Genomic DNA, 26,732 nt, shown 5'->3' with positions numbered 1-26,732 from the left:
GTACCGGCCGGTAGGCGGGAGCGTCCAGTGGAACGGGCACGTAACGCTCGTCACGCCACCTTCACCCACCCGAAGCCGCCGCCCCCAACGCCCCCCTCGCCATCCGGTGCAGCAGCTCCGCCGTCGCCCCCCGCCCGGGCAACGACCCCGGTCGCCCCAGGTGCGGAGTCGAATTGAGCAGGCCGAACACCGAGTGCACCGCCGACCGCGCGCTGGGTTCGGCCAGCTCCGGGTACACCTCGCGCACGACCTCCACCCACAACTCCACGTACTGGCGCTGGAGTTGACGCACCAGCTTCCGATCGGTGTCCCGGAGCCGGTCCAGCTCCCGGTCGTGCAGCGTGATCAGCGGGCGGTCGTCGAGGGCGAAGTCGATGTGCCCCTCGATGAGGGAGTCGAGCAGCACCCCCGGGGAGGTCACCCCCTCCGCCTCCGCCAGCCGCCGCTTCGCGCCCGTGAGGAGCTGGCCGCTGATCCCTACCAGCAGCTCCGCGAGCATCGCGTCCTTGCCCGGGAAGTGCCGGTACAGGCCGGGCCCGCTGATACCGACCGCGGCGCCTATCTCGTCGACCCCGACACCGTGGAAACCCCGCTCGGCGAAGAGCCGCGCGGCCTCCTTGAGGATCTGCTCGCGGCGGGTGGGGGCGTCGGTTCTCGTGGTCATGGAAGCAATTCTAGACAGGGAGGTTAGCGGTCGTTAACCTGAAGGAAATGGTTAACGCTCATTAACCGTCGATGACAGCCGATGACAGCCGATCGCTGTGCGAGGGGACCCACAGAATGCAAGAGGCACCGGAGCTGACGAGCGCGGCGGATCCCGCGTCGGAGGCATGGCGGGCCAACGAGGCGGCGCACCGCGCGCTGGGCGAGGAGCTGCGGCAGAAGCTCGCCGCGGCCCGGCTCGGCGGCGGTGAGCGGGCCCGGGACCGGCACACCGCGCGCGGCAAGCTGCTCCCCCGCGACCGCGTCGACACGCTGCTCGACCCCGGCTCGCCCTTCCTGGAGCTGGCTCCGCTGGCCGCCGACGGCATGTACGACGGAGCCGCCCCCGCCGCCGGTGTCATCGCCGGGATCGGCCGGGTCAGCGGCCGCGAGTGCGTGATAGTCGCGAACGACGCCACGGTCAAGGGCGGGACGTACTACCCCATGACCGTGAAGAAGCATCTGCGCGCCCAGGAGATCGCCCTCGAGAACCGCCTCCCCTGCATCTATCTCGTCGACTCCGGGGGCGCGTTCCTGCCCATGCAGGACGAGGTGTTCCCGGACCGCGACCACTTCGGGCGGATCTTCTACAACCAGGCCCGGATGTCGGGGGCGGGGATTCCCCAGATCGCCGCTGTGCTGGGGTCGTGTACCGCCGGGGGCGCCTACGTCCCCGCCATGAGCGACGAAGCCGTCATCGTCCGGAACCAGGGGACGATCTTCCTGGGCGGCCCGCCCCTCGTGAAGGCCGCCACCGGTGAGGTCGTCACCGCCGAGGAGCTGGGCGGCGGCGACGTCCACGCACGTGTGTCGGGTGTCACCGACCACCTCGCGGAGGACGACGCGCACGCCCTGCGGATCGTCCGGACCATCGCCGCCACGCTCCCCGCGCGCGGGGCCCTTCCCTGGGAGGTCACCGAGTCGGTCGAGCCCAAGGTCGACCCGTACGGGATCTACGGCGCCGTCCCCGTCGACTCCCGTACCCCCTACGACGTACGGGAGATCATCGCGCGCGTGGTCGACGGCTCGCGCTTCGCCGAGTTCAAGGCCGAGTTCGGGCAGACCCTGGTCACCGGGTTCGCCCGCATCCACGGCCACCCGGTCGGCATCGTCGCCAACAACGGCATCCTGTTCTCCGAATCCGCCCAGAAGGGCGCCCACTTCATCGAGCTGTGCGACCAGCGCGGCATCCCCCTGGTGTTCCTCCAGAACATCTCGGGGTTCATGGTCGGGCGGGACTACGAAGCGGGCGGCATCGCCAAGCACGGCGCCAAGATGGTCACCGCCGTCGCCTGCGCGCGCGTGCCCAAGCTGACGGTCGTGGTCGGCGGCTCGTACGGCGCGGGCAACTACTCGATGTGCGGCCGGGCGTACTCCCCCCGCTTCCTGTGGATGTGGCCCGGCGCCAAGATCTCCGTGATGGGCGGCGAGCAGGCCGCGTCGGTCCTCGCGACCGTGAAGCGGGACCAGTTGGAGGCGCGCGGCGAGGAGTGGCCCGCCGAGGACGAGGACGCCTTCAAGGACCCGATCCGGCAGCAGTACGAGCGCCAGGGCAACGCCTACTACGCGACCGCCCGCCTCTGGGACGACGGGGTCATCGACCCGATGGAGACCCGCCAGGTGCTGGGTCTGGCCCTGACCGCCTGTGCCAACGCGCCACTGGGGGAACCCGGTTACGGCGTCTTCCGGATGTGATGAGGATGCCCAAGATGCCTGACATGCGCGACACATCCAGGACATTCGAGATGTTCGAGACGGTCCTCGTGGCCAACCGGGGCGAGATCGCGGTCCGCGTCATCCGCACCCTGCGCTCGCTCGGTGTGCGCTCGGTGGCCGTCTTCTCCGACGCCGACGCGGACGCCCGGCACGTCCGCGAGGCCGACACGGCGGTACGGCTCGGTCCGGCGCCGGCCGCGGAGAGCTATCTGTCGGTGGAGCGGCTGCTGGAGGCGGCGGCCCGCTCCGGCGCGCAGGCCGTGCACCCGGGCTACGGCTTCCTCGCCGAGAACGCGGCCTTCGCGCGCGCGTGCGCCGACGCCGGACTGGTCTTCATCGGCCCTCCGGCGGACGCGATCGCACTCATGGGGGACAAGATCCGCGCCAAGGAGACCGTGCAGGCGGCCGGGGTACCGGTCGTCCCCGGCGGCCGTGACCCCGAACTCGCCGAGGCGGCCCACAAGTTGGGCGCGCCCGTCCTCCTCAAGCCGTCGGCCGGAGGTGGCGGCAAGGGCATGCGCCTGGTCCACGACCTCACCCTCCTGGACGACGAGATCGCCGCCGCCCGCCGCGAGGCCCGCGCCTCCTTCGGCGACGACACCCTCCTGGTCGAGCGCTGGGTCGACCGCCCCCGGCACATCGAGATCCAGGTCCTGGCCGACGGCCACGGCAACGTCGTCCACCTCGGCGAACGCGAGTGCTCCTTGCAGCGCCGGCACCAGAAGGTCGTCGAGGAGGCCCCGAGCGTCCTCCTGGACGAGGCCACGCGCGCGGCGATGGGCGAGGCGGCGGTCCAGGCGGCCCGCTCGTGCGGGTACGCGGGCGCGGGCACGGTCGAGTTCATCGTGCCGGGCACCGACCCGTCGTCGTACTACTTCATGGAAATGAACACCCGCCTCCAAGTGGAGCACCCGGTAACGGAGTTGGTGACCGGGCTCGACCTGGTGGAGTGGCAGCTCAGGGTGGCGGCGGGCGAGCGGCTGCCCTTCGCGCAGGACGACATCACGCTCACCGGACACGCGGTGGAGGCGCGCATCTGCGCGGAGGACCCGTCACGCGGGTTCCTCCCCTCCGGCGGCACGGTCCTGAAGCTGAACGAGCCCTCGGGCGACGGCATCCGCACCGACTCCGGCCTCTCCGAAGGCACCGAGGTCGGCAGTCTCTACGACCCGATGCTCTCCAAGGTCATCGCCTACGGCCCCGACCGCGCGACCGCGCTCAGGAAACTCCGGGCGGCCCTCGCGGCCACGGTGACGCTGGGCGTGCCGACGAACGCCGGTTTCCTACGGCGGCTGCTCGCCCATCCGGCGGTCGTGGCGGGCGAGTTGGACACCGGGCTCGTCGAGCGGGAGGCGGACGGGCTGGTGCCCGGTGAGGTACCGGTGGAGGTCTACGCGGCGGCGGCGCTGCTGCGGCACGCGGCGCTCGCACCCGCGGGGGGCTCCGGCTGGGCCGACCCGTTCGACGCCACGGACGGCTGGCGGCTGGGCGGGGAGCGGGCCTGGACGGCACACCCGCTACAGGTGCCGGGCCACGACCCGGTGACCGTACGCGTACGCCGTACGCCCGAGGGCGGGACCGAACTGCTGCCGGACGGCGCCGAGGAGCCGCTCGGCGGGTTCGGGGCGGCCGGACCCGACGGCCGGTTCGTCCTGCGGCTCGACGGCCTCGTCCACATCTTCACCGCCCTGCCGGACGGCACCTGGCTGGGCCGGGACGGGGACGCGTGGCAGGTGCGGGACCACGACCCGGTGGCCGCCTCGCTCAGCGGGGCCGACCGGTCCGGTGCCGGTTCGCTGACCGCGCCGATGCCGGGGACGGTGACCGTGGTGAAGGTCGCCGTGGGGGATCAAGTGGCCGCGGGGCAGAGCCTGTTGGTGGTGGAGGCGATGAAGATGGAGCACGTCGTCTCCGCGCCGCACGCCGGCACCGTCGCCGAACTCGACGTGAAACCCGGTGCGACGGTCGCCATGGACCAGGTGCTGGCGGTCGTCACACCCGCGGAGGAGGACCAGTGACTCTCGGACCGGCGGCACTCCCGATGGTCGTACCAGCGCCCGGTCTGCCCGCCCGGGTCCGCATCCACGAGGTGGGGGCGCGGGACGGGCTGCAGAACGAGAAGGCGACCGTGCCCACGGAGGTGAAGGCCGAGTTCGTGCGGCGACTGGCCGACGCGGGCCTGACCACGATCGAGGCGACCAGCTTCGTCCACCCCAAGTGGGTGCCCCAACTGGCCGACGCGGAGCAGCTGTTCCCCCTCGTGCGCGATCTGCCCGGGGTCGAACTCCCGGTACTCGTGCCGAACGAACGCGGGCTCGACCGGGCCCTCGCGCTCGGGGCGAGCCGTATCGCCGTGTTCGCCAGCGCCACCGAGGCCTTCGCGAAGGCCAATCTGAACCGGACCGTCGACGACGCGCTGGCCATGTTCGAGCCGGTGGTGTCGCGGGCGAAGGCGGGTGACGCGCATGTGCGCGGCTATCTGTCGATGTGCTTCGGCGACCCCTGGGAGGGCGCCGTCCCGATCCATCAGGTCGTCCATGTCTGCAAGTCGCTGCTGGACATGGGCTGCGACGAGCTGAGCCTCGGCGACACGATCGGCGTCGCGACCCCGGGTCACGTCCTCGAACTCCTTGCCGCGCTCAATGAACAGGGCGTTCGCACCGATGTGTTGGGTGTGCACTTCCACGACACCTACGGCCAGGCCCTCGCCAACACCCTGGCCGCCCTCCAGCACGGCGTCACCACCGTGGACGCCTCCGCGGGCGGCCTCGGCGGCTGCCCGTACGCCAAGTCCGCGACCGGCAACCTCGCCACCGAGGACCTCGTGTGGATGCTCCGGGGTCTCGGCATCGACTCCGGCGTCGACCTCGGCCGTCTCACCGCCACCAGCGTGTGGATGGCCGGACAACTGGGCCGACCCAGCCCGTCCCGCACCGTCCGCGCACTCGGTAAAACAGCGCAGCCCCACAAGGAGCAGTGACCGCCATGGACCATCGTCTCTCCCCCGAACTGGAAGAACTCCGCCGTACGGTCGAGGAGTTCGCGCACGCCGTCGTCGCGCCGAAGATCGGCGACTTCTACGAGCGGCACGAGTTCCCGTACGAGATCGTCCGCGAGATGGGCCGCATGGGCCTGTTCGGACTGCCCTTCCCTGAGGAGTACGGCGGGATGGGCGGCGACTATCTGGCGCTGGGCCTGGTGCTGGAGGAGCTGGCCCGGGTGGACTCCTCCGTCGCGATCACGCTGGAGGCCGGGGTGTCGCTGGGCGCGATGCCGATCCATCTCTTCGGCACCGACGCGCAGAAGGCCGAGTGGCTGCCCCGGCTGTGCTCAGGCGAGATCCTCGGCGCCTTCGGGCTGACCGAGCCGGACGGCGGCTCCGACGCGGGCGCGACGCGGACGACGGCCCGCCTGGACCCGGACACCGACGAATGGGTGATCAACGGTTCCAAGTGCTTCATCACCAACTCCGGTACGGACATCACCGGTCTGGTGACGGTCACCGCGGTCACCGGTCGCAAGCCCGACGGCAAGCCGCTGATCTCGTCGATCATCGTGCCGTCCGGGACACCCGGCTTCACGGTCGCGGCACCGTACTCGAAGGTCGGCTGGAACGCCTCGGACACCCGTGAGCTGTCCTTCGCGGACGTTCGGGTCCCGGCGGCGAACCTGCTCGGCGAACTCGGCCGCGGCTACGCCCAGTTCCTGCGCATCCTCGACGAGGGCCGCATCGCCATCGCGGCACTGGCCACCGGTCTCGCCCAGGGCTGTGTCGACGAGTCGGTGAAGTACGCCAAGGAACGGCACGCGTTCGGGCGGCCGATCGGCGCCAACCAGGCCATCCAGTTCAAGATCGCCGACATGGAGATGAAGGCCCACACCGCGCGCTTGGCCTGGCGCGACGCGGCCTCCCGCCTGCTCGCCGGCGAACCCTTCAAGAAGGAGGCGGCCCTCGCTAAGCTGTACTCCTCCACGATCGCCGTCGACAACGCGCGTGACGCCACCCAGGTGCACGGCGGCTACGGCTTCATGAACGAGTACCCGGTGGCCCGCATGTGGCGCGACTCCAAGATCCTGGAGATCGGCGAGGGCACCAGCGAGGTCCAACGGATGCTGATCGCCCGCGAGTTGGGCCTCGCGGGCTGAGCGCACGCTAGACGGGCGCCGGACTGTCCAGCCCTGCCGACAACTCCCCCGAGATCAGGGCGATATGGCGGTAGGCCCGTTCGGCGGCGGCCAGGACCCTTTCCTGTACGGCGGGTTCGCCGAGCGCGCGGTCGAGGCGCTCGGCGAAGGCCGTCCAGCGGGCGCGGTCGCCACTGCCGTAGTACGAGGCGCCGTTCCCGTCCGTGAGCCGGTACGCCTCGGTGACGTACCGGCACAGGAACATCGCGCCGAGGGTGGAGCCCTCCAACACGTAGAGGAAGCCGAGGAGTTCGCGGGGTTCGGTCGCGGCAGTGCGCCGTATCTCCTCGGCGAACTCCTGGGCGGCCGGGCCGGGTTCGGGGGCGGTGCCGAGGGCGGCGAAGTGGCGCAGGTCGCGTTCGAGGAGGGGGAGCTTGACGAGGTCGGGCGACCACACCGAGGCGACGGACGGGCAGCCGGCGCGGGCGAGTTCGGTTTCCAGGGTCTCCAACACCATGTGGTAGGCGGCGAGTTGGCCGACGTAGCGGTCCAGCGGCAGAGTCCCGGCGAGCATCGCGGTGGCGAACCCGGTGGTCTCCAGGGCCTCGTGCCAGGCGCGGGTGCCGTTCCTCAGCCGCCGGGTCACCGTGCCCGTGCCCACGCTCGTACCGGTGGCGATGTCCGTGCCCGTGTCCGTCATACGCCGCTCCGCTGCCGGACCGTCGCGAGCAGACGGTCGATGAGGTGGCCCTTGCGTTCGATCGTCACGTCGAAGTAGGCGGCGCTGCGCTCGGAGCGGCACACGCCGTGCACGGCGTCCTTCGCGGCGCTCTTCAGGGCCACGGCCTCCTCGGCGAGCGCGAGGAGCGTGCGCTCAAGGTGGGGGTGACCGAGAACGTACGGTTTGAAGTCCTCGCCGGGCGGTGGGTCGCCGTCCTCGTCGAGGAGTTCGAGGAAGACCCGGTTGCCCAGACCGTCGAAGTCCTCGTGGGTGTTGGCGCCGCCGAACTCGGGCACGAAGTCGGTCAGGTCGTTGAACAGCTGGCTGGCGAGGCCCAGTTGACGCATCGCGCCGTCCAGGGCCAGCCGGTCGTCCTCGACCACCCGCAGCCCCGCGACCGCCGCGTCGAGCGGCATCCAGAACAGGGTCCCGGTCTTCAGGGTGGCCGTCGACTCCCAGAAGCCGACCCGGGTGGCACGCGGCGCGGCCAGCAACTCGGCGCGCGTGAGCGCCGTACGCGAGGACATGTCGGCGGCCTGCCCGGTGAAGCCGTTGCCGACCGAGCGCACCAGGCTGTCCACGACGGCCGGGTCGGCCGCGTGCCGCAGCGCGGACATGATCAGCCAGGCGCCGGCGTTGAGGGCGAGCGGGGCGCCGTGGGTGGCGTGGAGGGCGGGTTCGCCGTAGCGGACGTCGCTGCCGTCCTGGATGTCGTCGAGGGCGACCGCGGCCTTCAGCAGAATCCTTACGGCAACGGCCGTGCGGCGGATCACCGCGAAGTCGGAAACACCCTCGGCCTTCTCGGGGAGGCCCTCCGGCTCCTCGGGGAACCCCCGGTAGTTCCGGTACGCCCAGTACACCATCGAGGGCCGCAGCGGAGCCCGGCCGCCGGGCGCTCCGGGTGTGGGAGGCAGTGCCTGCTGGCCCACCTTCGAGCCGAGGGCGTCGGCGACCGGTTCGTACAGGGCGCGGCGCAGGGCCGCGTCGTACACGGAGACCGGCGCCCGTACCGGGGCGGTCAGCGCGTCGAGGAACTCGGCCAGGTCGTCCTCCAGCAGGGCCGCGTCGTTCCGCACCACCGCTTCCACACCTGTCACACCCACCGTGGTAGCCACTCCACCTCCGCAGACGACCGAACAACAGTGCGCAGCTCCCCCTACGAAGGAGCATGATCACAACGGCCGGGCGAGACAAGGCGGTTGAAAGCCAAATCGCTTGGGGCATCGACCTACAAGCCGGGCACGGCGAGGGCACAGGCTCGGGCGGCTGGAGCCCCGCCCGCTGGACAGTTGGTGAGGTTAGGCTAACCTACCTTCGAATTGTCCGGCGGGTGATCCGCCCTGTTCGAAAGCAGCCACACATGTCCAACGCCCGTGCCACTCACCTCTCCCGCCGCGGCATCCTCGCCGCGGGCGGCGCCCTCGGCCTCGGCGCCGTGCTCGCAGCCTGCGGCGACGACGACGCGAAAAGCGGTGGCTCGGACAAGGAGACGGCGGCCGCCAAGTCCGGCCCCTGGTCCTTCAAGGACGACCGCGGCACCACCGCGAAGACCGACAGGATCCCGGCGAACATCGTCTCGTTCATCGGTGTCGCCGCCGCGCTGCACGACTACGGCATCGAGTCCAAGGGCGTCTTCGGACCGACCAAGCTGAAGGACGGCAAGGCCGATGTGCAGGCCGGCGACCTGGACATCAGCAAGGTCACGATCATCGGCAACGAGTGGGGCCAGTTCAACATCGAGAAGTACGCGGCCCTCTCCCCCGACGTCCTCATCACGACGATGTTCGACTCGGCCGGCACGCTCTGGTACGTCCCGGAGGAGTCGAAGAAGAAGATCCTCGCCGTGGGCGCGCCCTCCGTCGGTATCTCGGTGTACGACGTGCAGCTGCCGACGCCGCTCGCGCGCATGCTGGAACTGGCCAAGTCCCTTGGCGCGGACACCACTTCCTCTACGATCACCGCGGCCAAGAAGCGCTTCGAGGACGCCGCGGCCCGGCTGCGCGCCGCGGCGAAGGCCAAGCCGGACGTCAAGGTTCTCGTGGGTTCCGCGAGCCAGGACATCTTCTACGTCTCCGGGTCGAATCTCTCCGTCGACCTGGAGTACTTCAAGTCTCTCGGCGTGAACTTCGTCGAGCCGTCCGCTGCCGCGCTGAAGGCGAGCGGTGGCTGGTACGAGAACCTCAGCTGGGAGAACGTCGACAAGTACGGGGCGGACATCATCATGATGGACAACCGGACTTCGGCGATTCAGCCCGCCGACATTACCGAGGGCACGTGGAAGAAGTTGCCCGCGGTGAAGGCGGACCAGGTGATCGCGCGCAACCCCGAGCCGATCCTGTCGTATGCCAAGTGCGCGCCGTTGCTTGAGGATCTGGCGAAGGCGATCGAGAACGCGAAGAAGGTCAGTTGATCTAGGGGTGGTTTCGCTTTCGTGGAGAGCTGCGGGCCGGTTGTGGCTGGGCGCGCAGCTCCCCGCGCCCCTTGGGTAGGACACCTGACGCCCCTCCAGAGGAGCCCCCCTCCATGACTACGGCCGTTGCCGCCCCGTTCCGCTTCTTCTCACTCCAGGTCGTGCGGACGGAGCGGCTCGGGCCGTCTCTCGTTCGGGTCTCCTTTGCTGGGGACGATCTGGCGTTCTTCTTCTCCGACGGGCGTGATCAGTCCCTGTCGCTCTTCCTCCCCCAACCCGGTCAGCTGGAGCCCGCCGTTCCGTTCGAGCTCGGGGACGGGTGGTGGCAGGGCTGGCGTGAACTCCCGGACGGCGTACGGGCCGTGATGCGGTCGTACACCCTCCGCGCCCTGCGGCGTGATCCCGACGAGATCGACATCGACTTCGTACTGCACGAACCCGCCGGGCCCGCCTCCCGTTGGGCCTCTCACGCCTCGGCCGGTGATCGGGTCGTGCTGCTCGGGCCGGCGATCGCGGACAACCGGGCGATCCGGTTCCGGCCGCCGGAGGACGCCGACCTCGTGGTCGTGTGGGGCGACGAGACCGCCGTACCGGCCGCTTCGGCGATTCTCGAAGCGCTGCCCGCCGGTACCCGTGCGCGGGTGTGGCTGGAGGTCCAACACGCCGGTGATATCCAGGACTTGGCCACCGAGGCCGATGCCGAAGTCACCTGGCTGGTGCGTGAGAACCAGGGCGCCGAGGGGTCCCCCATGGCCCTCGGCGCCCTTCGCGCTGCCCAACTCCCGTCCGCCGAGCGGCCGTACGTGTGGATCGCGGGCGAGTCCGGTCAAGTGAAGGCGTTGCGGCGGCACTTCGTGGGTGAGCGCGGCTTCGACCGGCGCCGGGTGACCTTCGTCGGGTACTGGCGGCAGGGGCTCAGCGAGGAGCAGTTGCGCGACGCCGGGTGAGGGACAACTGGGCGTGAGAGGCAGCTGATGCGTGAGTGACGGCTGTCACGGGAGCGGCGGGTTTCATGGACATTACGTTAGGTTAGGCTTACCTAAGTTGATGTTGCGGAACCCCGCCGCTCACCTGTCCCGCACGGACTTCCCCACCGGAGGACCCCCACATGCGCTCGCACCTGCTCAATGACACGACTGCGGAGCACTACCGCCGCTCCGTGACGGAAGGCGTGGAGCGGGTGGCGGCCAAACTCGCCACCACGGAACGACCGTTCACCGGCGTCTCGGTCGACGCCCTCTCCCCCCTCATCGACCGGATCGACCTCGACCGCCCGCTCCACGACACCGGCGCGGTGCTCGACGAGCTGGACGAGGTCTACCTGCGTGACGCGATCTACTTCCACCACCCCCGCTACCTCGCCCACCTCAACTGCCCGGTCGTCATCCCGGCCGTGCTCGGCGAGGCGGTGCTCTCCGCCGTCAACTCCTCCCTGGACACCTGGGACCAGTCGGCCGGCGGCACGCTCATCGAGCGGAAACTGATCGACTGGACGAACGAGCGGATCGGCCTCGGGCCGCACGCCGACGGGGTGTTCACCTCCGGCGGCAGCCAGTCCAACCTCCAGGCGCTGCTGCTGGCCCGCGAGGAGGCCAAGACCGACAGCCTGGCCGAACTGCGTGTCTTCGCCTCCGAAGTGAGCCACTTCAGCGTGAAGAAGTCGGCGAAACTGCTCGGCCTCGGGCAGGACTCCGTCGTGTCGATACCCGTCGGCGCCGACAAGCGCATGCAGACCGTCGCGCTCGCCCGTGAGCTGGAGCGCTGCAAGAACGCCGGGCTCGTCCCCATGGCCGTCGTCGCCACCGCCGGCACCACCGACTTCGGTTCCATCGACCCGCTGCCCGAAGTCGCCGCCCTGTGCGAGCAGTTCGGGGTGTGGATGCACGTCGACGCGGCCTACGGCTGCGGGCTGCTCGCCTCGCTGAAGCACCGGGGCCGGATCGACGGCATCGAGCGCGCCGACTCGGTCACCGTGGACTACCACAAGTCCTTCTTCCAGCCGGTGAGTTCATCCGCCCTGCTGGTCCGCGACGCCGACACCCTGCGCCACGCGACCTACCACGCGGAGTACCTCAACCCGCGCCGCGCGGTGCAGGAGCGCATCCCCAACCAGGTCGACAAGTCCCTCCAGACCACCCGCCGTTTCGACGCGCTCAAGCTGTGGATGACGCTGCGCGTGATGGGCGCCGACGGCATCGGCCAACTCTTCGACGAGGTCTGCGACCTGGCCGAGGAGGGGTGGAAGCTCCTCGCCGCCGACCCGCGGTTCGACGTCGTCGTGGAGCCCTCGCTCTCCACCCTCGTCTACCGCTACATCCCGGCCGCCGTCACCGACCCGGCCGAGATCGACCGCGCCAACCTGTACGCCCGCAAGGCCCTGTTCGCGTCCGGTGACGCGGTGGTCGCGGGCACCAAGGTCGCGGGCCGCCACTACCTGAAGTTCACCCTGCTCAACCCCGAGACGACGACCGACGACATCGCCGCCGTCCTCGACCTGATCGCCGGCCATGCCGAGCAGTACCTGGGAGAGTCCCTTGACCGCGCTTCCTGAAGCCTCGAACAAGACCTACGACTTCGTGGGCATCGGGCTCGGGCCCTTCAACCTCGGCCTCGCCTGCCTCACCGAGCCCATCGCCGAACTCGACGGAATCTTCCTGGACTCGAAGCCCGACTTCGAGTGGCACGCCGGCATGTTCCTCGACGGCGCCCACCTCCAGACCCCGTTCATGTCGGACCTGGTCACCCTCGCCGACCCGACCTCGCCGTACTCCTTCCTCAACTACCTGAAGGAGAAGGGGCGTCTGTACCCCTTCTACATCCGCGAGAACTTCTACCCGCTGCGCGTCGAGTACGACGACTACTGCCGCTGGGCCGCCAACAAGCTCTCCAACGTGCGCTTCAGCACGACGGTGAGCGAGGTGACGTACGAGGAACAGGGCGAGGTCTACGTCGTCCGGACCGAGGCCGGTGACGTGTACCGCGCCCGGCATCTGGTCCTGGGCACCGGTACCCCGCCGTATCTCCCGGAGGCCGTCGCCGGTCTGGGCGGCGACTTCATCCACAACTCCCGTTACGTGCACCACAAAGCGGAGTTGCAGGCCAAGGAGTCGATCACGCTGGTCGGCAGCGGGCAGTCCGCCGCCGAGATCTACTACGACCTGCTCAGTGAAATCGACGTCCACGGCTACGAGTTGAACTGGGTGACGCGCTCGCCGCGCTTCTTCCCGCTGGAGTACACGAAACTCACGCTGGAGATGACCTCCCCGGAGTACATCGACTACTTCCATGCCCTGCCGGAAGAGACCCGCTACCGCCTCACGGCCGAGCAGAAGGGCCTGTTCAAGGGCATCGACGGCGACCTCGTCAACGAGATCTTCGACCTGCTCTACCAGAAGAAGGTCGGCGGGCCCGTCCCCACCCGGCTGCTCACCAACTCCTCGCTGGACAGCGCCACTTACCGCGACGGCGTCTACGAACTCGGCCTGCGTCAGGAGGAGCAGGAGAAGGACTACACCGTGCGCTCCCAGGGCCTGATCCTCGCCACCGGCTACAAGTACGCCGAGCCGGAGTTCCTCAAGCCCGTGCACGAGCGGCTGCGCTACGACTCCCGGGGCAGCTTCGACATCGCGCGCAACTACTCGATCGACACCACGGGCCGGGGCGTCTTCCTTCAGAACGCCGGCGTCCACGCGCACAGCATCACGTCCCCGGACCTGGGCATGGGCGCGTACCGCAACTCGTACATCATCCGTGAGCTGCTCGGCACCGAGTACTACCCGGTCGAACAGACCATCGCGTTCCAGGAGTTCGCCGTATGACCGCCCTCACCGACACAGGCACCTTCACCTTCCGCCCCCTCGACCCGCTCCAGGACGCCGAGTTGCTGCACCGGTGGCTCACCCACCCCAAGGCCGCGTTCTGGATGATGCAGGACGCGAAACTGGAGGACGTCGAGCGCGCCTACATGGAGATCGCGGCCGACGAGCACCAGCACGCGCTGCTCGGGCTCCAGGACGGTGTGCCCGCCTTCCTGATGGAGTACTACGACCCCCGTCATCGCGAACTGGTCGGCCTGTACGAGCCGTTGCCCGGTGACGTCGGCATGCACTTCCTGACGCCGGCCACCGAGGCCCCCGTCCACGGCTTCACCCGTGCGGTGATCACCGCCGTGATGGCCCGCCTCTTCGAGGACCCGGCCGTCGCACGCGTCGTCGTGGAACCGGACGTGTCCAACACCGCCGTGCACGCACTGAACGAGGCGGTCGGGTTCGTGCCCGAGCGTGAGATCCAGAAGCCGGAGAAAAAAGCTTTGTTGAGCTTCTGCACACGGGAACGCTTCTTCAACAAGCACAGCCTGGCCGCTACGGCGGTGTCCGCATGAGCCTCGCCGACGCCGTGGCCCACCTCTCCCCCGAGCGCTGGGAGAAGGCCAACCGCCTCCTGATCCGCAAGGCCCTCGCCGAGTTCGCGCACGAGCGGCTGATCACCCCCGAACCGGCCGAGAAGGACGGGGACTTGTACGTCGTCCGCAGCGACGACGGCCTGACCCGCTACCGGTTCGCCGCCACCCGGCACGCCCTCGACCACTGGCAGGTCGACGCCGACTCCATCAGCCGCCACCGCGACGGCGCCGAACTCCCCCTCGCGGCCCTGGACTTCTTCATCGAGCTGAAGCAGGCGCTCGGGCTGAGCGAGGAGATCCTGCCGGTCTACCTGGAGGAGATCTCCTCCACCCTCTCCGGCACCTGCTACAAGCTCACCAAGCCGCAGATCCCGGTCGCCGAGCTGGTCAAAAGCGACTTCCAGGCGATCGAGACGGGGATGACCGAGGGCCACCCCTGCTTCGTCGCCAACAACGGCAGGCTCGGCTTCGGCATCCACGAGTACCTCTCGTACGCCCCCGAGACCGCGAGCCCGGTCCGCCTGGTGTGGCTGGCCGCGCACCGCTCGCGGGCCGCGTTCACGGCGGGCGTGGGCATCGAGTACGAGTCGTTCATACGGCGGGAGTTGGGCGCCGAGACGGTCGAGCGGTTCGGGCTGACCCTCGTCGACCGGGGTCTCGACCCCGACGACTTCCTCCTCATCCCGGTCCACCCCTGGCAGTGGTGGAACAAGCTCAGCGTCACCTTCGCCGCCGAGATCGCCCGCGGCCACCTCGTCTGCCTCGGCGAGGGCGACGACGAGTACCTCGCCCAGCAGTCCATCCGGACCTTCTTCAACAAGTCCAACCCCGAGAAGCACTACGTGAAGACGGCCCTGTCCGTCATCAACATGGGCTTCATGCGCGGACTTTCGGCCGCCTACATGGAGGCCACCCCGGCGATCAACGACTGGCTCGCCCAACTCATCGACAACGACCCGGTGTTGAAGTCCACCGGCCTGTCGATCATCCGCGAGCAGGCCGCCGTCGGCTACCGGCACCTGGAGTACGAGGCGGCGACCGACCGCTACTCGCCGTACCGCAAGATGCTCGCGGCGCTGTGGCGCGAGAGCCCGGTCTCCTCGCTCCAGGACAGCGAGTCCCTCGCCACGATGGCCTCGCTGGTGCACCTGGACCACGAGGGCGCGTCCTTCGCCGGCGCGCTGATCGAGCGGTCGGGGCTCGCCCCGGTGGAGTGGCTGCGGCGGTATCTGCGGGCGTACTTCACCCCGCTGCTGCACAGCTTCTACGCCTACGACCTGGTGTTCATGCCGCACGGCGAGAACGTCATCCTCGTCCTGAAGGACGGTGTCGTCGAGCGCGCGATCTACAAGGACATCGCCGAGGAGATCGCCGTCATGGACCCGGACGCGGTGCTGCCGCCGACGGTGGAGCGGCTGCGGGTCGAGGTCCCCGAGGACAAGAAACTGCTGTCGATCTTCACCGACGTCTTCGACTGCTTCTTCCGCTTCCTCGCGTCCAACCTGGCCGCCGCAGGCGTCCTGGAGGAGGACGACTTCTGGCGTACGGTCGCGGACGTCACCCGCGAGTACCAGGACGCGGCACCCGAACTCGCCGACAAGTTCCGGCAGTACGACATGTTCGCGCCCGAGTTCTCGCTGTCCTGCCTCAACCGTCTCCAGCTGCGCGACAACAAGCAGATGGTGGACCTGGCGGACCCCTCCGGCGCGCTCCAGCTCGTCGGCACCCTGAAGAATCCGATCGCCGGGTTCTGACACCACAAGCAGGCGGGCACCCCGGGGTACGGTCCCCCGGGGTGCCCGTCCCTTTTACGGGAACCGCTCAACTAGCTCGCGGGCCATGGCACTTGGGGCGACCGGTAGTAGTCGATCCCCAGCGCGTCCCAGCGCGGCGCCTGCGCCGCGAGCCGCACCTTGTACGTGTCCCAGTCGTGCGTCGAGGCCGGCGACCAGCCCAGCTCGGCCACGCCCGGCAGCCTGGGGAACGCCATGTACTGGATGTCGGCGTCGGTCACGATGGTCTCCGACCACAGCGGCGCCTCGACACCACGGATCGCCGAACTCGGCACCCCGGCGAGGTAGTTGCCCGGGTCCCAGTCGTAGGACCGCTTCACCTCGACCAGCCCCGCCCAGTCCTGGCCGAGCGGGGTGTCCTCGGTGTACTTCATGTCGAGGTAGACGCGGTCGGCGGGCGAGAGGATCAGCCCGGTGCCGTTCTTCGCGGCCTCCGCGACCTGTGCCTTCTCGGCGGCGTCGGTGTCGTCGAGACCCCAGTACTGGGCGAGGGCGCCCTTCACGGGGTGGGCGCCGGTGATCTGGTGCCAGGCGATCACCGTCTTGCCGTACTTGGTGACGATCGGCTGCACCCGGTCCATGAACTTGACGTAGTCCTCATGGCTGGTGGAGTGCGCCTCGTCGCCGCCGATGTGGAGATAGCGGCCCGGGGTGAGCGCGGCCAGCTCACGGATGACGTCGTCCACGAAGCTGTAGGTGAGGTCCTTGCCGACGCACAGCGAGCTGAAGCCGACGTCCGTGCCCGTGTAGAGCGGGGGCGCGACGCCGTCGCAGTTCAGGTCGGCGTAGGAGGCGAGGGCCGCGTTGGTGTGGCCCGGCATGTCTATCTCGGGGACCACTTCCAGGAAGCGCGAGGAGGCGTAGCGGACGATCTCCTTGTAGTCGTCCTTGGTGTAGTAGCCGCCCGCGCCGCCGCCGACCTGGGTCGAGCCGCCGTAGGTCGCCAGGCGGGGCCAGGAGTTGATGGCGATGCGCCAGCCCTGGTCGTCGCTGAGGTGCAGATGCAGGGTGTTGATCTTGTAGAGCGCCAACTCGTCGATGTAGTGCTTGACTTGGGCGACGGTGAAGAAGTGCCGGGAGACGTCGAGCATCGCGCCGCGGTAGGCGTAGCGCGGGGAGTCCTCGATGGTGCCGCCCGCGATCTGCCAGGGGCCGCGCTGCACGGACTTCTTCTCGACGGCGGCGGGCAGGAGTTGGCGCAGGGTCTGCACGCCGTGGAAGAGCCCGGCGGGCCTGCTCGCGGTGATGGTGACACCGGCGGGGGTGCTGTTGAGCCGGTAGCCCTCGGCGCCGAACGTGCCCTTGGCCAGGCGGAGTTGGATGCCGCCCTTGCCGCGCGAGGTGACCGGCAGCCGGTAGCCGGTGGAGGGGCGCAGGATGCCCGCGAGGTACGCGCCGATCCGGCGCGACTCACGGGTGTCGTCGACGCGGATCCGGGTGCTGCTCGTGATCCGGTACGGATGTCCCGCGGGGGTGACCTTGGCGGGCGCCGGGACCACCCGGCCCAGCGGGGTGGCGGTGGTGGGCGCGGCGGAGGGTGCGGCGCCGACGACGGACACGCTCGCGGCGGCGACGAGCAGCAGCGAGCCGAGGAGGTGGGTCGTTCTGTGGCGCTGTCTCACAAGGCGTCTCACGAGCGGTCCCTTCCTTTGAACTTCCTTTGAGCCCGGACAGGTACAGACCATTCTGTCGCCTGACCGGTGGAAGAATCCCTCCCATGGCGGAAATCATCCAGAAGGACGGCACCTGGATCTTCGACGGCGACGCCCTGCGGCTGACTCCAGGACGGGACAAGAACGTCGGCCTGTTCCGCAAGACACTGGGCGAACTCGTCGTCCCCCTGGGCGCGTTGGCGGGCGTCTCGTTCGAGCAGGGCCGTAGGTCGGGGCGGCTGAGACTGCGGCTGCGTGACGGCGCCGACCCCCTGCTGCACGCCACCGGCGGCCGGCTCACCGAGGGCGACGACCCCTACCAACTCCCCGTCGAATCGGACCGGTACGGCGTCGCCGAGTACTTCGTGGACGAGGTGCGCAACGCCCTGCTGCTCGACGAGGTCCCGGCCGACCCGGTGGACGCGTACCTGCTGCCGGGCCCCGCCGTACCGCTCTCGGTGTCCGCCGGGGACGGCACGGCGAGCTTCGACGGCGAGCGCGTACGGCTGGAGTGGAACTGGAAGACCGAGGACGCCAAGTCCGCCGCCGGCGCCCGCACCCTCGCCGTCACCGACCTCGTCGGCGTGGAGTGGCGCCCCTCGGCCGGCCTGGAGAACGGCTACATCCGCTTCTCGGTGCGCAACGCGCCGACCAAGGCGCCGCCCAAGTACGACCCCAACTCCGTGGAGTTGTGGGGCTTCAAGAAGGACCCGCTGATGGCCCTGGTCGCCGCGGCCGTACAGGCCCGCCTCCCGCACCCGGCCGCCGAGACGGACGTACGACCTGAACAGCCGGAACCCGTACGGCAGTTGACGGCCGCGGCGGAGGACGGCCACGACGCGCTGCTGCGGCGGTTGCGGGAACTCGGCGAGCTGCACCGGGACGGGGTGCTCACGGACGAGGAGTTCGCGATGGCCAAACAGGCGGTCCTCAGACGGATGTGACCATCCGGGAGGACCGCCCGCGGGACGAGTGGCGCCCTGCCTTCCGGGCGTAACTCGGGCTGGCTCAGGGCTACTTGGCCTTGCGGGCGACCGTGAAGCGGTCGATCTCGGCGCCGGTCTCGGCGATGCCGCGGACCGTCAGGGTGGTCGTACGGCCCTTCGAGGCGGGCTGGACGTCCACGCGCAAGAACGAGTAGTTGAGGTAGCGGACGCGCGACCACGCGACCGTCTCGTTGACCTTGCCGTCCTTCGTGTTGACGAAGGCGGCCACCGAGTCGAGGTCGGCGACGTGACCCTCGTAGGAGTCCGGGGCGGAGAACGCGTACAGGCTGCGGCCGGCCGCGCCCGCCGTCACGTAGACGACACCCTCGGTCTCCGGGTACGCCGTGCCGCCGATCGGCAGCTTCTTGACGACCGCGTTCTTCTTGATGACGTCGGTGCGCTCGTACTGGTGGTTGTGGCCGTTGATGACCAGGTCCACCGTGTACTTCTCGAACAGCGGCACCCACTCGCCCCGCACTCCCCCCTCCGAGGAGTGCGCGGTGGAGGTGCAGTACGCGCAGTGGTGGAAGAAGACGACGACGAAGTCGATGTCGTGCGCCGCGCGGTACTTCTTGAGCTGCGCCTCCAGCCACTTGGTCTGGGTGCCGCCGGAGATGCCGAGGTTGGCCGGGATCTCGAAGGACACGTCGTTGGCGTCCAGCGAGATGACCGCGGTGTTGCCGTAGACGAAGGAGTAGACGCCCGGCAGGTTCTTCTTGTCGGGGCCGTTGTCCGGCAGGTTCCAGCGGGCGTCCTCGCCGCCGTAGCCGTTGGGCGAGTACCAGGCCTCCATGTCGTGGTTGCCGTAGGCGGGCATCCACGGCACGGACTTGGCGACCGACTCGGTCTGCGCGAGGAACTGGTCCCAGGTGCGCGAGTCGAAGCCGGCGTCGGCGGTCTGGCCCGCGCCGGCCGGGTCGGCGTAGCAGATGTCGCCGGCGTGCAGGTGGAAGGCCGGGTTCTGGCCCAGCAGCAGGCTGTTGTTGGCCAGGCCGTGGTAGCCGACGCCCTCGTCGCCGAAGGCCGTGAAGGTGAACGGCTTCTTGTGGTCGGGGGCGGTGGTGAAGGTGCCCAGCGTGCCGAGCAGGTGGGCCTCGGCCGGGTCGAAGCCCGCGTGGCCGACGCCGTAGTAGTAGGTCCTGCCCGGGCGCAGGTGGGTCAGCTTGGCGTGCAGGTAGTACTGGGTGTGGTCGCCGCTCGCGCCGACGCCCGCCGGGGTGTAGAGCGAGCGCACCTCGGCCTCGATCTTGTGGGAGAGGTCCCAGGGGTGCGCGCCGATCCGGACGAACGGTTTCCTGACGTCGGTCGGGACCTGCCAGGAGACCGTCACCTCCGTGCGCGGGTCGTTGCCGAAGGCGAGGTGCCGGCCGAACGGGGAGACGAGGGCCCCGTTCACCGACTCGGTGGCGGGCGTGGTCCTGGTGCTCGCCTGGGTGGGGACGGCCGCCTGGGCGATGCCGCCCGGCACGAACACGCCACCCGCGACGGCGCCGAGCGTGACGGCACCGCCCCTGATCATCGTGCGCCGCGAGAATCTCGCGCGCAGGTACTCGTGCTGTTCCGCCATGCTCATGCGCTCTGCGAGCTCCGCGGGTACTCCCATACGAGGAATGTCCATGGCGTCTGAAACTCGTCGACATGGGCAACGGTGCGCAAGACACAGGATGGACAGCTTACGAACAGAGCCCCATAAGACTTTCAACAGACCGTTGCCCGATATCGGGCAGGATTCTTGCAAACCGCCCTTCGGTGCTCCAGGATCAACCGGGTGCACGACGAACTCGTTGATCATCTGACGCGCTCCTCCCCCCTCAACCGGGGCGAGGCACTGCGGGTGATCCAGGACGTGCTCGCCTACTTCGACGAGACGACCGAGGTCTACGTCCGTCGCCGCCACCGCGAGCTCCAGGCCCAGGGCCTGGTGAACGCGACGATCTTCGACCGGATCGAGGCGGACCTGAAATACCGGGCGGTCGCACCACCGGAGCTCACGCTCCGGCAGCTGCGCCGCATCGTCTACGGCTAGGAATGCTTATACATGTGCGGAATCGTCGGATACATCGGCAAGCGTGACGTCGCCCCGCTGCTGCTGGAGGGCTTGCAGCGGCTGGAGTACCGCGGCTACGACTCGGCGGGCATCGTCGTGACGACCCCCAAGACGGCCGGCCTGAAGATGGTCAAGGCCAAGGGCCGGGTCCGTGACCTGGAGGCCAAGGTCCCGGCGCGCTTCAAGGGCACCACCGGCATCGCCCACACCCGCTGGGCCACGCACGGCGCCCCCTCCGACGTGAACGCCCACCCGCACCTGTCCGCCGACAGCAAGGTCGCCGTCGTCCACAACGGCATCATCGACAACGCCTCCGACCTCCGGAAGAAGCTGGAGGCGGACGGCGTCGAGTTCCTCTCCGAGACGGACACCGAGGTCCTCACCCACCTCATCGCCCGCTCCCAGCAGGAGAAGCTGGAGGACAAGGTCCGCGACGCCCTCCGGGTGATCGAGGGGACGTACGGCATCGCCGTCCTGCACGCTGACTTCCCCGACCGCATCGTGGTGGCTCGAAACGGCTCCCCGGTGGTCCTCGGCATCGGCGAGAAGGAGATGTTCGTAGCCTCGGACATCGCCGCGCTGGTGACGCACACGCGCCAGATCGTGACGCTGGACGACGGCGAGATGGCCACCCTCAAGGCCGACGACTTCCGGACATACACGACCGAGGGCACGCGGACGACGTCCGAGCCGACGACCGTCGAGTGGGAGGCCGCCTCCTACGACATGGGCGGCCACGACACCTACATGCACAAGGAGATCTTCGAGCAGGCCGACGCCGTGGACCGCGTGCTGCGCGGCCGCATCGACGACCGCTTCTCCACCGTGCACCTCGGCGGCCTGAACCTGGACGCCCGCGAGGCCCGGCAGATCCGCCGCGTGAAGATCCTCGGCTGCGGCACCTCGTACCACGCGGGCATGATCGGCGCCCAGATGATCGAGGAGCTGGCCCGCATCCCCGCGGACGCCGAGCCGGCCTCCGAATTCCGGTACCGCAACGCGGTAGTCGACCCCGACACCCTGTACATCGCGGTCTCGCAGTCCGGTGAGACGTACGACGTGCTGGCGGCGGTCCAGGAGCTGAAGCGCAAGGGCGCGCGCGTGTTGGGCGTGGTGAACGTCGTCGGCTCGGCGATCGCCCGCGAGGCGGACGGCGGCATGTACGTGCACGCGGGCCCCGAGGTCTGTGTCGTCTCGACCAAGTGCTTCACCAACACCACAGTCGCGTTCGCCCTGTTGGCCCTGCACCTCGGCCGCACCCGCGACCTCTCCGTCCGCGACGGCAAGCGCATCATCGAGGGCCTGCGCAAGCTGCCGGCCCAGATCTCCGAGATCCTGGACCAGGAGGAGGAGATCAAGAAGCTGGCGGCCGAGTACGCCGAGGCCCACTCGATGCTGTTCATCGGCCGGGTCCGCGGCTATCCGGTAGCTCGCGAAGCTTCGTTGAAGCTCAAGGAGGTCTCGTACATCCACGCCGAGGCCTACCCCGCCTCGGAGTTGAAGCACGGCCCCCTCGCCCTGATCGAGCCCGCCCTCCCCACGGTCGCGATCGTCCCCGACGACGACCTCCTGGAGAAGAACCGCGCGGCCCTGGAGGAGATCAAGGCCCGCAGCGGCCGCATCCTCGCGGTGGCCCACCAGCACCAGGAAAAGGCCGACCAGACAATCGTGGTCCCCAAGAACGAGGACGAACTGGACCCCATCCTGATGGGCATCCCGCTCCAACTCCTCGCTTACCACACGGCGTTGGCGCTCGGCCGGGACATCGACAAGCCGAGGAACCTCGCCAAGTCGGTCACGGTCGAGTAGAGGTTTTCAGGGGCGCGGGGAACTGCGCGAGCAACCACGACGCACCCGCAGCGGCCGACGAAACAGAACGAACCCCCACGTGCAGCCTCAATGCACGGGGGGTTCGTTCATGTCGCCGGGGTAGCCCAACGCCCCGGCCTCGGCTGCCAGTTAGCCCGTTGCCGTCACACCCCGGCCGGCAGCCCGTCGAGGAAGCACCGTCGGCCAGTGCGCAAGCGCCGCCGTCGCCGAGTACCAGGCGACAGCCCCCGCAGCGACACCGAACCACCCCCCGACCTTCCCCAGCCCGTCGTTCCCGGCGAACTGGGCGATCGCGAGCAGCACGAGGGAGACGAAGAACAACCCGTAGGTCCCCTGCGTGAGTTGATCCCCGCCGGCGAGGGTCACGGAGAGGGCGACGAGAGCGAACAGGACCAGGAACAGCCCCGCCGCGTTGGCTGAGGCGGAGCCCCCCGCGGAGACGGCCCAGGTGAACCAGAGCGCGCCGAAGGCCGAGAAGGCCGTACCGGAAGCCGTGTCGCCGTCACGGAAGGCGAACAGTCCGGCGACGAAGAGCGCAACTCCGCCTACGTAGTGGGCGAGTGACACGGCGTCAGCCGCCGACACTCCGTTGATGACATCGGTGTACCCGAGCCCGAAGGCCAACAGGGTGATTCCCAGGGCGAGTCGGCCGACGATCGAGGTGGTGCTTCCCGCAGAGACGTCATTGTCCACGGCGGGCTCCCTTCATGCATGTGCGGTTGTGCGGTGTGACCGATATATGCCCTTCACAAGGACACAAACACCTCTGCACAACGGCGAATTCGGGAGCTCACCTGTGAGTTCGGCCAACAGGCCGACGCGTCAGGGAATGACGACGACAGGCCGCTGCGCCCGCTTCGCGAGCCGCCCCGCGACGGAGCCGAAGATGCGTCCGACGATCCCATGGGTGGAGCCGACGACGATCGCGTCCGCCTCGTACTCCCGTCCCACCTCTTCGAGTTCGTGGCAGATGTCGCCGCCGCGCTCGACGAGGATCCAGGGCACTTCCGCCAAGTACTCGGCGCACGCCAGCTCAAGGCCCAGCACCTCGGTGCGGTGGTCCGGCACGTCGACGAAGACCGGTGGCTCGCAGCCCGCCCACACCGTGGTGGGCAGCCGGTTGGCGACATGGACGATGACCAGGCCCGAGCCCGAGCGATGGGCCATGCCGATCGCGTAGGCGAGGGCACGCTCACTGGACGTCGAGCCGTCGAAACCGACGACGACGCCGTGCTTGAAGGCTGGGTCGCAGGAATGACGTGGCTGTTCCGCCGCCAGGGGCTCGGCCGCCGTGGGATCGGCGACGGGCCGCTTGCGGTCCGCGGGTTCGAAAGATTCGTGACCGGCCATGGGTGTCTCGGCTTTTTGATCCTCTTGGGAGGGGACAACAGGATGCGGCGGAGCTGTGTCCGGGAATCATCTTCCCAACCCCATACCCCCAAGGGTACGGCGGCACTCCTCCTTAGCCCATATCCCGCACATGCTCCGGCGGAGTTCCCCGGAGCATGCACGAGGGGGCGCCCGTAACGCAATGGTTGCTGCCCCGTACAGGCGGTTTGCACAGGATTCACTTATCCGCGCACATCGATGGACTGCCCTACAGTGACCGACGCATCGAACAAGCGTTGAACCCGGCGAGCCGCCGCCCCAGGGAGCACGCCATGTCCGGACACCGCACGACCTCCGAGGCACACCCCAGCCACGACACCGCCACCGACGTGGTCCGCTGGGCGGTCTTCAGCTGTGTCCTCGTCCCCGTAGTCCTCCTCTGGTACGGCACCTCCCTCGCCGGCGCCACCGGTACGGCCCTGGGTCTCGCGGCCGTCACCGCCGCCTGCCGGGTGCTGCTGCGCCGTTCCGAGCAGGGCGCGGCCCGGCTGCTGGCCGAAGAACACTCCTCGCACCGCGGCCACCGCCACCGGGCCGGCGCGGGGGCGCACAGGGGCGGGCGGCACGCCGGGGGAAGTGCACCGGTCGACTGACCGGTTTCCGCGCACGCGCCCGACGCTTTTCAGCCAACTTCCGGTCACCGCGCATCTGTTGTCCGAACCACCCCCCAACCCCCGTTCCACCTGCACGGAAAGGGTCTGGGAGGCCTTGCGCACCCTACGGGGATTGGCCACTAAGACGAGGCGCACTTCCCTGCACGGCCCACGAGTGCAACGCTTCGTGATCGAATGCTTCACGCCAAGTTGCCATGTCGACAATGTGCCGGTTGCCGAACTGGTCACCCCGGCACCACTGGACACAGTAGATTCGATCTTGACGTCTTACGGCGGGGGACTCGTGCAGGACCGAGGGGAAACGTGCAGGAGCGACACAACCGAGGAGCCGCGACCACCGAGGGGGGCTTAGCAGTATGAGCCACGACTCCACTGCCGCGCCGGAAGCCGCGGCCCGGAAACTTTCCGGGCGACGCCGCAAGGAGATCGTCGCGGTGCTGCTGTTCAGCGGCGGCCCCATCTTCGAGAGTTCCATACCGCTGTCGGTGTTCGGAATCGACCGGCAGGACGCCGGAGTTCCGCGCTACCGCCTGCTTGTGTGCGGCGGCGAAGAAGGCCCGTTGCGCACCACGGGCGGGCTGGAACTCACCACACCGCATGGCTTGGAAGCGATCTCACGGGCAGGCACCGTCGTCGTGCCGGCCTGGCGGTCGATCACCTCGCCACCGCCGGAGGAGGCACTCGACGCGATCCGCCGCGCGCACGAAGAAGGGGCCCGCATCGTCGGCCTGTGCACCGGCGCCTTCGTGCTGGCCGCGGCGGGCCTGCTGGACGGCCGTCCCGCGACCACCCACTGGATGTACGCGCCGACGCTGGCCAAGCGCTATCCGTCGGTGCACGTCGATCCGAGGGAACTCTTCGTCGACGACGGAGACGTCCTCACGTCCGCCGGTACGGCGGCCGGAATCGATCTCTGTCTCCACATCGTGCGGACGGACCACGGCAACGAGGCGGCCGGCGCGCTCGCCCGCCGCCTGGTGGTCCCACCGCGCCGAAGCGGCGGTCAGGAGCGCTACCTCGATCGGTCTTTACCAGAGGAGATCGGCGCCGACCCGCTCGCGGAGGTCGTCGCCTGGGCGCTGGAGCACCTCCACGAACAGTTCGACGTGGAGACGCTGGCGGCACGCGCGTACATGAGCAGGCGTACGTTCGACCGCCGCTTCCGCTCGCTCACCGGGAGCGCTCCCCTGCAGTGGCTGATCACGCAGCGGGTGCTCCAGGCGCAGCGTCTGCTGGAGACGTCGGACTACTCGGTGGACGAGGTCGCGGGCCGTTGCGGCTTCCGCTCGCCGGTGGCCCTGCGCGGCCATTTCCGGCGCCAGTTGGGCTCGTCGCCCGCCGCCTACCGGGCCGCGTACCGCGCCCGCAGGCCCCAGGGCGACAAGCAGGTGGACAGCGACGGCGCTCCCGGCCAGCCCGGCGGTCCGGCGTCCCTGGGTCCGGCCGGGCTGCCGCCCGCGCTGCACCCGGACGGCCCGGTCCCGATGCAGACACGTCGTACGGCGGCGAGCGCGCTGTCGGCGACGGCGTCCGCGTCGGCCGCCTCGGCGGAGAACGGCCGTGAGGCGTACGCCACAAGTCGGGCGGCGAGTCTGCCCGGCCAGCGGAGCGCGACGTAGCGACAGCACGCCCCCGGAGGTCTCTCGCAGGAGATCTCCGGGGGTTTTCGCATGCCCCGCGGCACAAGGTCACCGCACGGTCGGTTCAGCCGGGCGGCGCGCACCTTAAGGTTAGACACATGAACGATCGCATGGTGTGGATCGACTGCGAGATGACCGGCCTCTCGCTGTCCGACGACGCTCTCATCGAGGTGGCCGCCCTCATCACCGACTCCGAGCTGAACGTGCTCGGCGAAGGGGTGGACATCGTCATCCGCCCGCCGGACCAGGCGCTGGAGACGATGCCGGACGTAGTACGCCAGATGCACACCGCATCCGGCCTGCTCGACGAGTTGGCCGGCGGTACGACGCTGGCCGACGCCGAGGAGCTGGTCCTGGCGTACATCCGGGAGCACGTCAAGGAGCCGGGCAAGGCCCCGCTGTGCGGCAACTCGGTCGGCACCGACCGCGGTTTCCTGCTCCGTGACATGCCGACCCTGGAGGAGTACCTCCACTACCGCATCGTGGACGTGTCCTCGGTGAAGGAGCTGGCCCGCCGCTGGTACCCGCGGGCCTACTTCAACAGCCCCGAGAAGAAGGGCAATCACCGCGCCCTCGCCGACATCCGCGAGTCCATCGCCGAGCTGCGCTACTACCGCGAGGCGATCTTCGTCCCGCAGCCCGGCCCCGACTCCGAAACGGCCCGCACGATCGCCGCGAAGCACGTCCAGCCCACCTCGTAAAAGG

23 protein-coding genes are annotated in these 26,732 nt (G+C 69.3%); 16 read left to right on the top strand and 7 right to left on the bottom strand.

Features of this window, described 5'->3' with window-relative positions:
• Positions 1-61 precede the first annotated feature (61 nt).
• Positions 62-664 (bottom strand): TetR/AcrR family transcriptional regulator, encoded by a 603-nt coding sequence (locus tag OG714_RS32070; RefSeq protein WP_406126219.1) that lies wholly within the window; start codon positions 662-664, stop codon positions 62-64.
• A 116-nt stretch (positions 665-780) separates the two neighbouring features.
• Between OG714_RS32070 and OG714_RS32065 the strand changes: the two genes are divergently transcribed.
• From OG714_RS32065 to OG714_RS32050, 4 genes are read left to right on the top strand one after another with little or no spacing between them, the layout of a single operon-like run.
• Positions 781-2,397, top strand: coding sequence for a carboxyl transferase domain-containing protein (locus OG714_RS32065; protein ID WP_406126217.1), 1,617 nt, complete (start codon positions 781-783; stop codon positions 2,395-2,397).
• A gap of 50 nt (positions 2,398-2,447) precedes the next feature.
• Positions 2,448-4,436 carry a biotin carboxylase N-terminal domain-containing protein gene (locus tag OG714_RS32060; RefSeq protein WP_406132033.1) on the top strand — a complete coding sequence of 663 codons (1,989 nt, stop codon included), beginning with the start codon at positions 2,448-2,450 and terminating at the stop codon, positions 4,434-4,436.
• 23 nt (positions 4,437-4,459) lie between these two features.
• Complete coding sequence (locus OG714_RS32055) at positions 4,460-5,398, top strand: hydroxymethylglutaryl-CoA lyase (RefSeq protein ID WP_406132032.1); 939 nt, start codon at positions 4,460-4,462, stop codon at positions 5,396-5,398.
• 5 nt (positions 5,399-5,403) lie between these two features.
• Positions 5,404-6,564 carry an acyl-CoA dehydrogenase family protein gene (locus tag OG714_RS32050; protein WP_406126215.1) on the top strand — a complete coding sequence of 387 codons (1,161 nt, stop codon included), beginning with the start codon at positions 5,404-5,406 and terminating at the stop codon, positions 6,562-6,564.
• 7 nt (positions 6,565-6,571) lie between these two features.
• Here OG714_RS32050 and OG714_RS32045 read toward each other — a convergent pair whose 3' ends face one another.
• Together OG714_RS32045 and OG714_RS32040 are read right to left on the bottom strand one after the other, a co-directional pair.
• On the bottom strand, positions 6,572-7,243 hold the full coding sequence (locus tag OG714_RS32045; protein ID WP_406126213.1) for a biliverdin-producing heme oxygenase: 672 nt from the start codon (positions 7,241-7,243) through the stop codon (positions 6,572-6,574).
• Entirely contained in the window at positions 7,240-8,361 is a 1,122-nt protein-coding gene (locus OG714_RS32040) for a polyprenyl synthetase family protein (RefSeq protein ID WP_406126212.1), read from the bottom strand. The genes OG714_RS32045 and OG714_RS32040 overlap by 4 nt, the downstream gene beginning before the upstream one ends.
• A 263-nt stretch (positions 8,362-8,624) precedes the next feature.
• On the opposite strand from OG714_RS32040, the gene OG714_RS32035 reads away from it, so the two are divergent.
• The 6 genes from OG714_RS32035 to OG714_RS32010 all read left to right on the top strand — a co-directional run bounded on the left by OG714_RS32035 (position 8,625) and on the right by OG714_RS32010 (position 15,830).
• A complete protein-coding gene (locus OG714_RS32035; protein ID WP_406126211.1) occupies positions 8,625-9,674 on the top strand; it encodes an ABC transporter substrate-binding protein in 1,050 nt (349 codons plus the stop codon).
• A 113-nt stretch (positions 9,675-9,787) separates the two neighbouring features.
• Entirely contained in the window at positions 9,788-10,621 is an 834-nt protein-coding gene (locus OG714_RS32030; RefSeq protein ID WP_406126210.1) for a siderophore-interacting protein, read from the top strand.
• A 161-nt stretch (positions 10,622-10,782) separates the two neighbouring features.
• A complete protein-coding gene (gene desA, locus OG714_RS32025) occupies positions 10,783-12,225 on the top strand; it encodes a lysine decarboxylase DesA (RefSeq protein ID WP_406126208.1) in 1,443 nt (480 codons plus the stop codon).
• Positions 12,209-13,492, top strand: coding sequence for a lysine N(6)-hydroxylase/L-ornithine N(5)-oxygenase family protein (locus OG714_RS32020; protein WP_406126206.1), 1,284 nt, complete (start codon positions 12,209-12,211; stop codon positions 13,490-13,492). Before desA ends, OG714_RS32020 begins: the two co-directional genes overlap by 17 nt.
• Positions 13,489-14,055: a GNAT family N-acetyltransferase gene (locus OG714_RS32015; protein ID WP_406126204.1), complete on the top strand. Its 567-nt coding sequence runs from the start codon at positions 13,489-13,491 to the stop codon at positions 14,053-14,055. The genes OG714_RS32020 and OG714_RS32015 overlap by 4 nt, the downstream gene beginning before the upstream one ends.
• Positions 14,052-15,830, top strand: a complete 1,779-nt coding sequence (locus tag OG714_RS32010) for an IucA/IucC family protein (RefSeq protein ID WP_406126202.1) — start codon at positions 14,052-14,054, stop codon at positions 15,828-15,830. Before OG714_RS32015 ends, OG714_RS32010 begins: the two co-directional genes overlap by 4 nt.
• Positions 15,831-15,901: 71 nt before the next feature.
• Here OG714_RS32010 and OG714_RS32005 read toward each other — a convergent pair whose 3' ends face one another.
• Complete coding sequence (locus OG714_RS32005; RefSeq protein WP_406132031.1) at positions 15,902-17,491, bottom strand: beta-N-acetylhexosaminidase; 1,590 nt, start codon at positions 17,489-17,491, stop codon at positions 15,902-15,904.
• A 95-nt stretch (positions 17,492-17,586) separates the two neighbouring features.
• Between OG714_RS32005 and OG714_RS32000 the strand changes: the two genes are divergently transcribed.
• Positions 17,587-18,465 carry a DUF4429 domain-containing protein gene (locus tag OG714_RS32000; RefSeq protein ID WP_406126200.1) on the top strand — a complete coding sequence of 293 codons (879 nt, stop codon included), beginning with the start codon at positions 17,587-17,589 and terminating at the stop codon, positions 18,463-18,465.
• A gap of 70 nt (positions 18,466-18,535) precedes the next feature.
• Here the strand turns inward: OG714_RS32000 and OG714_RS31995 are convergent, their stop codons facing one another.
• On the bottom strand, positions 18,536-20,110 hold the full coding sequence (locus OG714_RS31995; RefSeq protein WP_406126199.1) for a purple acid phosphatase family protein: 1,575 nt from the start codon (positions 20,108-20,110) through the stop codon (positions 18,536-18,538).
• 165 nt (positions 20,111-20,275) lie between these two features.
• Here OG714_RS31995 and OG714_RS31990 point away from each other — a divergent pair, with 165 nt between their 5' ends.
• Together OG714_RS31990 and glmS are read left to right on the top strand one after the other, a co-directional pair.
• Positions 20,276-20,533, top strand: a complete 258-nt coding sequence (locus OG714_RS31990; protein WP_327403886.1) for a hypothetical protein — start codon at positions 20,276-20,278, stop codon at positions 20,531-20,533.
• Positions 20,534-20,545: 12 nt separating this feature from the next.
• The gene (glmS, locus tag OG714_RS31985; protein ID WP_406126197.1) at positions 20,546-22,363 is read left to right on the top strand and encodes a glutamine--fructose-6-phosphate transaminase (isomerizing); all 1,818 of its coding nucleotides are present in this window, start codon (positions 20,546-20,548) and stop codon (positions 22,361-22,363) included.
• Between the two features lie 150 nt (positions 22,364-22,513).
• Here glmS and OG714_RS31980 read toward each other — a convergent pair whose 3' ends face one another.
• Together OG714_RS31980 and OG714_RS31975 are read right to left on the bottom strand one after the other, a co-directional pair.
• Positions 22,514-23,077, bottom strand: a complete 564-nt coding sequence (locus tag OG714_RS31980; RefSeq protein WP_406126195.1) for a GPR1/FUN34/YaaH family transporter — start codon at positions 23,075-23,077, stop codon at positions 22,514-22,516.
• 129 nt (positions 23,078-23,206) lie between these two features.
• Positions 23,207-23,734, bottom strand: coding sequence for a universal stress protein (locus tag OG714_RS31975; RefSeq protein ID WP_019065779.1), 528 nt, complete (start codon positions 23,732-23,734; stop codon positions 23,207-23,209).
• A 311-nt stretch (positions 23,735-24,045) separates the two neighbouring features.
• Here OG714_RS31975 and OG714_RS31970 point away from each other — a divergent pair, with 311 nt between their 5' ends.
• The 3 genes from OG714_RS31970 to orn all read left to right on the top strand — a co-directional run bounded on the left by OG714_RS31970 (position 24,046) and on the right by orn (position 26,728).
• Positions 24,046-24,366: a hypothetical protein gene (locus OG714_RS31970; RefSeq protein ID WP_406126192.1), complete on the top strand. Its 321-nt coding sequence runs from the start codon at positions 24,046-24,048 to the stop codon at positions 24,364-24,366.
• Between the two features lie 377 nt (positions 24,367-24,743).
• Positions 24,744-26,006 (top strand): GlxA family transcriptional regulator, encoded by a 1,263-nt coding sequence (locus OG714_RS31965; RefSeq protein WP_406126190.1) that lies wholly within the window; start codon positions 24,744-24,746, stop codon positions 26,004-26,006.
• A 119-nt stretch (positions 26,007-26,125) separates the two neighbouring features.
• On the top strand, positions 26,126-26,728 hold the full coding sequence (gene orn / locus OG714_RS31960) for an oligoribonuclease (RefSeq protein ID WP_406126188.1): 603 nt from the start codon (positions 26,126-26,128) through the stop codon (positions 26,726-26,728).
• Positions 26,729-26,732 lie beyond the last annotated feature (4 nt).

It is taken from the genome of Streptomyces sp. NBC_00989 (assembly GCF_045162655.1).
Classification (GTDB): Bacteria; Actinomycetota; Actinomycetes; order Streptomycetales; family Streptomycetaceae; genus Streptomyces.
The sequence above is the reverse complement of the archived record's forward strand: the minus strand, read 5'-3'. Positions and strand labels throughout refer to the sequence as shown.

Bases quoted from the DNA above. Each gene is read 5' to 3' on its own strand.
- OG714_RS32070 (WP_406126219.1), bottom strand. From the start codon at position 664: ATGACCACGAGAACCGACGCCCCCACCCGCCGCGAGCAGATCCTCAAG.
- OG714_RS32065 (WP_406126217.1), top strand. From the start codon at position 781: ATGCAAGAGGCACCGGAGCTGACGAGCGCGGCGGATCCCGCGTCGGAG.
- OG714_RS32060 (WP_406132033.1), top strand. From the start codon at position 2,448: ATGTTCGAGACGGTCCTCGTGGCCAACCGGGGCGAGATCGCGGTCCGC.
- OG714_RS32055 (WP_406132032.1), top strand. From the start codon at position 4,460: ATGGTCGTACCAGCGCCCGGTCTGCCCGCCCGGGTCCGCATCCACGAG.
- OG714_RS32050 (WP_406126215.1), top strand. From the start codon at position 5,404: ATGGACCATCGTCTCTCCCCCGAACTGGAAGAACTCCGCCGTACGGTC.
- OG714_RS32045 (WP_406126213.1), bottom strand. From the start codon at position 7,243: ATGACGGACACGGGCACGGACATCGCCACCGGTACGAGCGTGGGCACG.
- OG714_RS32035 (WP_406126211.1), top strand. From the start codon at position 8,625: ATGTCCAACGCCCGTGCCACTCACCTCTCCCGCCGCGGCATCCTCGCC.
- OG714_RS32030 (WP_406126210.1), top strand. From the start codon at position 9,788: ATGACTACGGCCGTTGCCGCCCCGTTCCGCTTCTTCTCACTCCAGGTC.
- desA (WP_406126208.1), top strand. From the start codon at position 10,783: ATGCGCTCGCACCTGCTCAATGACACGACTGCGGAGCACTACCGCCGC.
- OG714_RS32015 (WP_406126204.1), top strand. From the start codon at position 13,489: ATGACCGCCCTCACCGACACAGGCACCTTCACCTTCCGCCCCCTCGAC.
- OG714_RS32010 (WP_406126202.1), top strand. From the start codon at position 14,052: ATGAGCCTCGCCGACGCCGTGGCCCACCTCTCCCCCGAGCGCTGGGAG.
- OG714_RS32000 (WP_406126200.1), top strand. From the start codon at position 17,587: ATGGCGGAAATCATCCAGAAGGACGGCACCTGGATCTTCGACGGCGAC.
- OG714_RS31995 (WP_406126199.1), bottom strand. From the start codon at position 20,110: ATGGGAGTACCCGCGGAGCTCGCAGAGCGCATGAGCATGGCGGAACAG.
- glmS (WP_406126197.1), top strand. From the start codon at position 20,546: ATGTGCGGAATCGTCGGATACATCGGCAAGCGTGACGTCGCCCCGCTG.
- OG714_RS31975 (WP_019065779.1), bottom strand. From the start codon at position 23,734: ATGGCCGGTCACGAATCTTTCGAACCCGCGGACCGCAAGCGGCCCGTC.
- OG714_RS31970 (WP_406126192.1), top strand. From the start codon at position 24,046: ATGTCCGGACACCGCACGACCTCCGAGGCACACCCCAGCCACGACACC.
- OG714_RS31965 (WP_406126190.1), top strand. From the start codon at position 24,744: ATGAGCCACGACTCCACTGCCGCGCCGGAAGCCGCGGCCCGGAAACTT.
- orn (WP_406126188.1), top strand. From the start codon at position 26,126: ATGAACGATCGCATGGTGTGGATCGACTGCGAGATGACCGGCCTCTCG.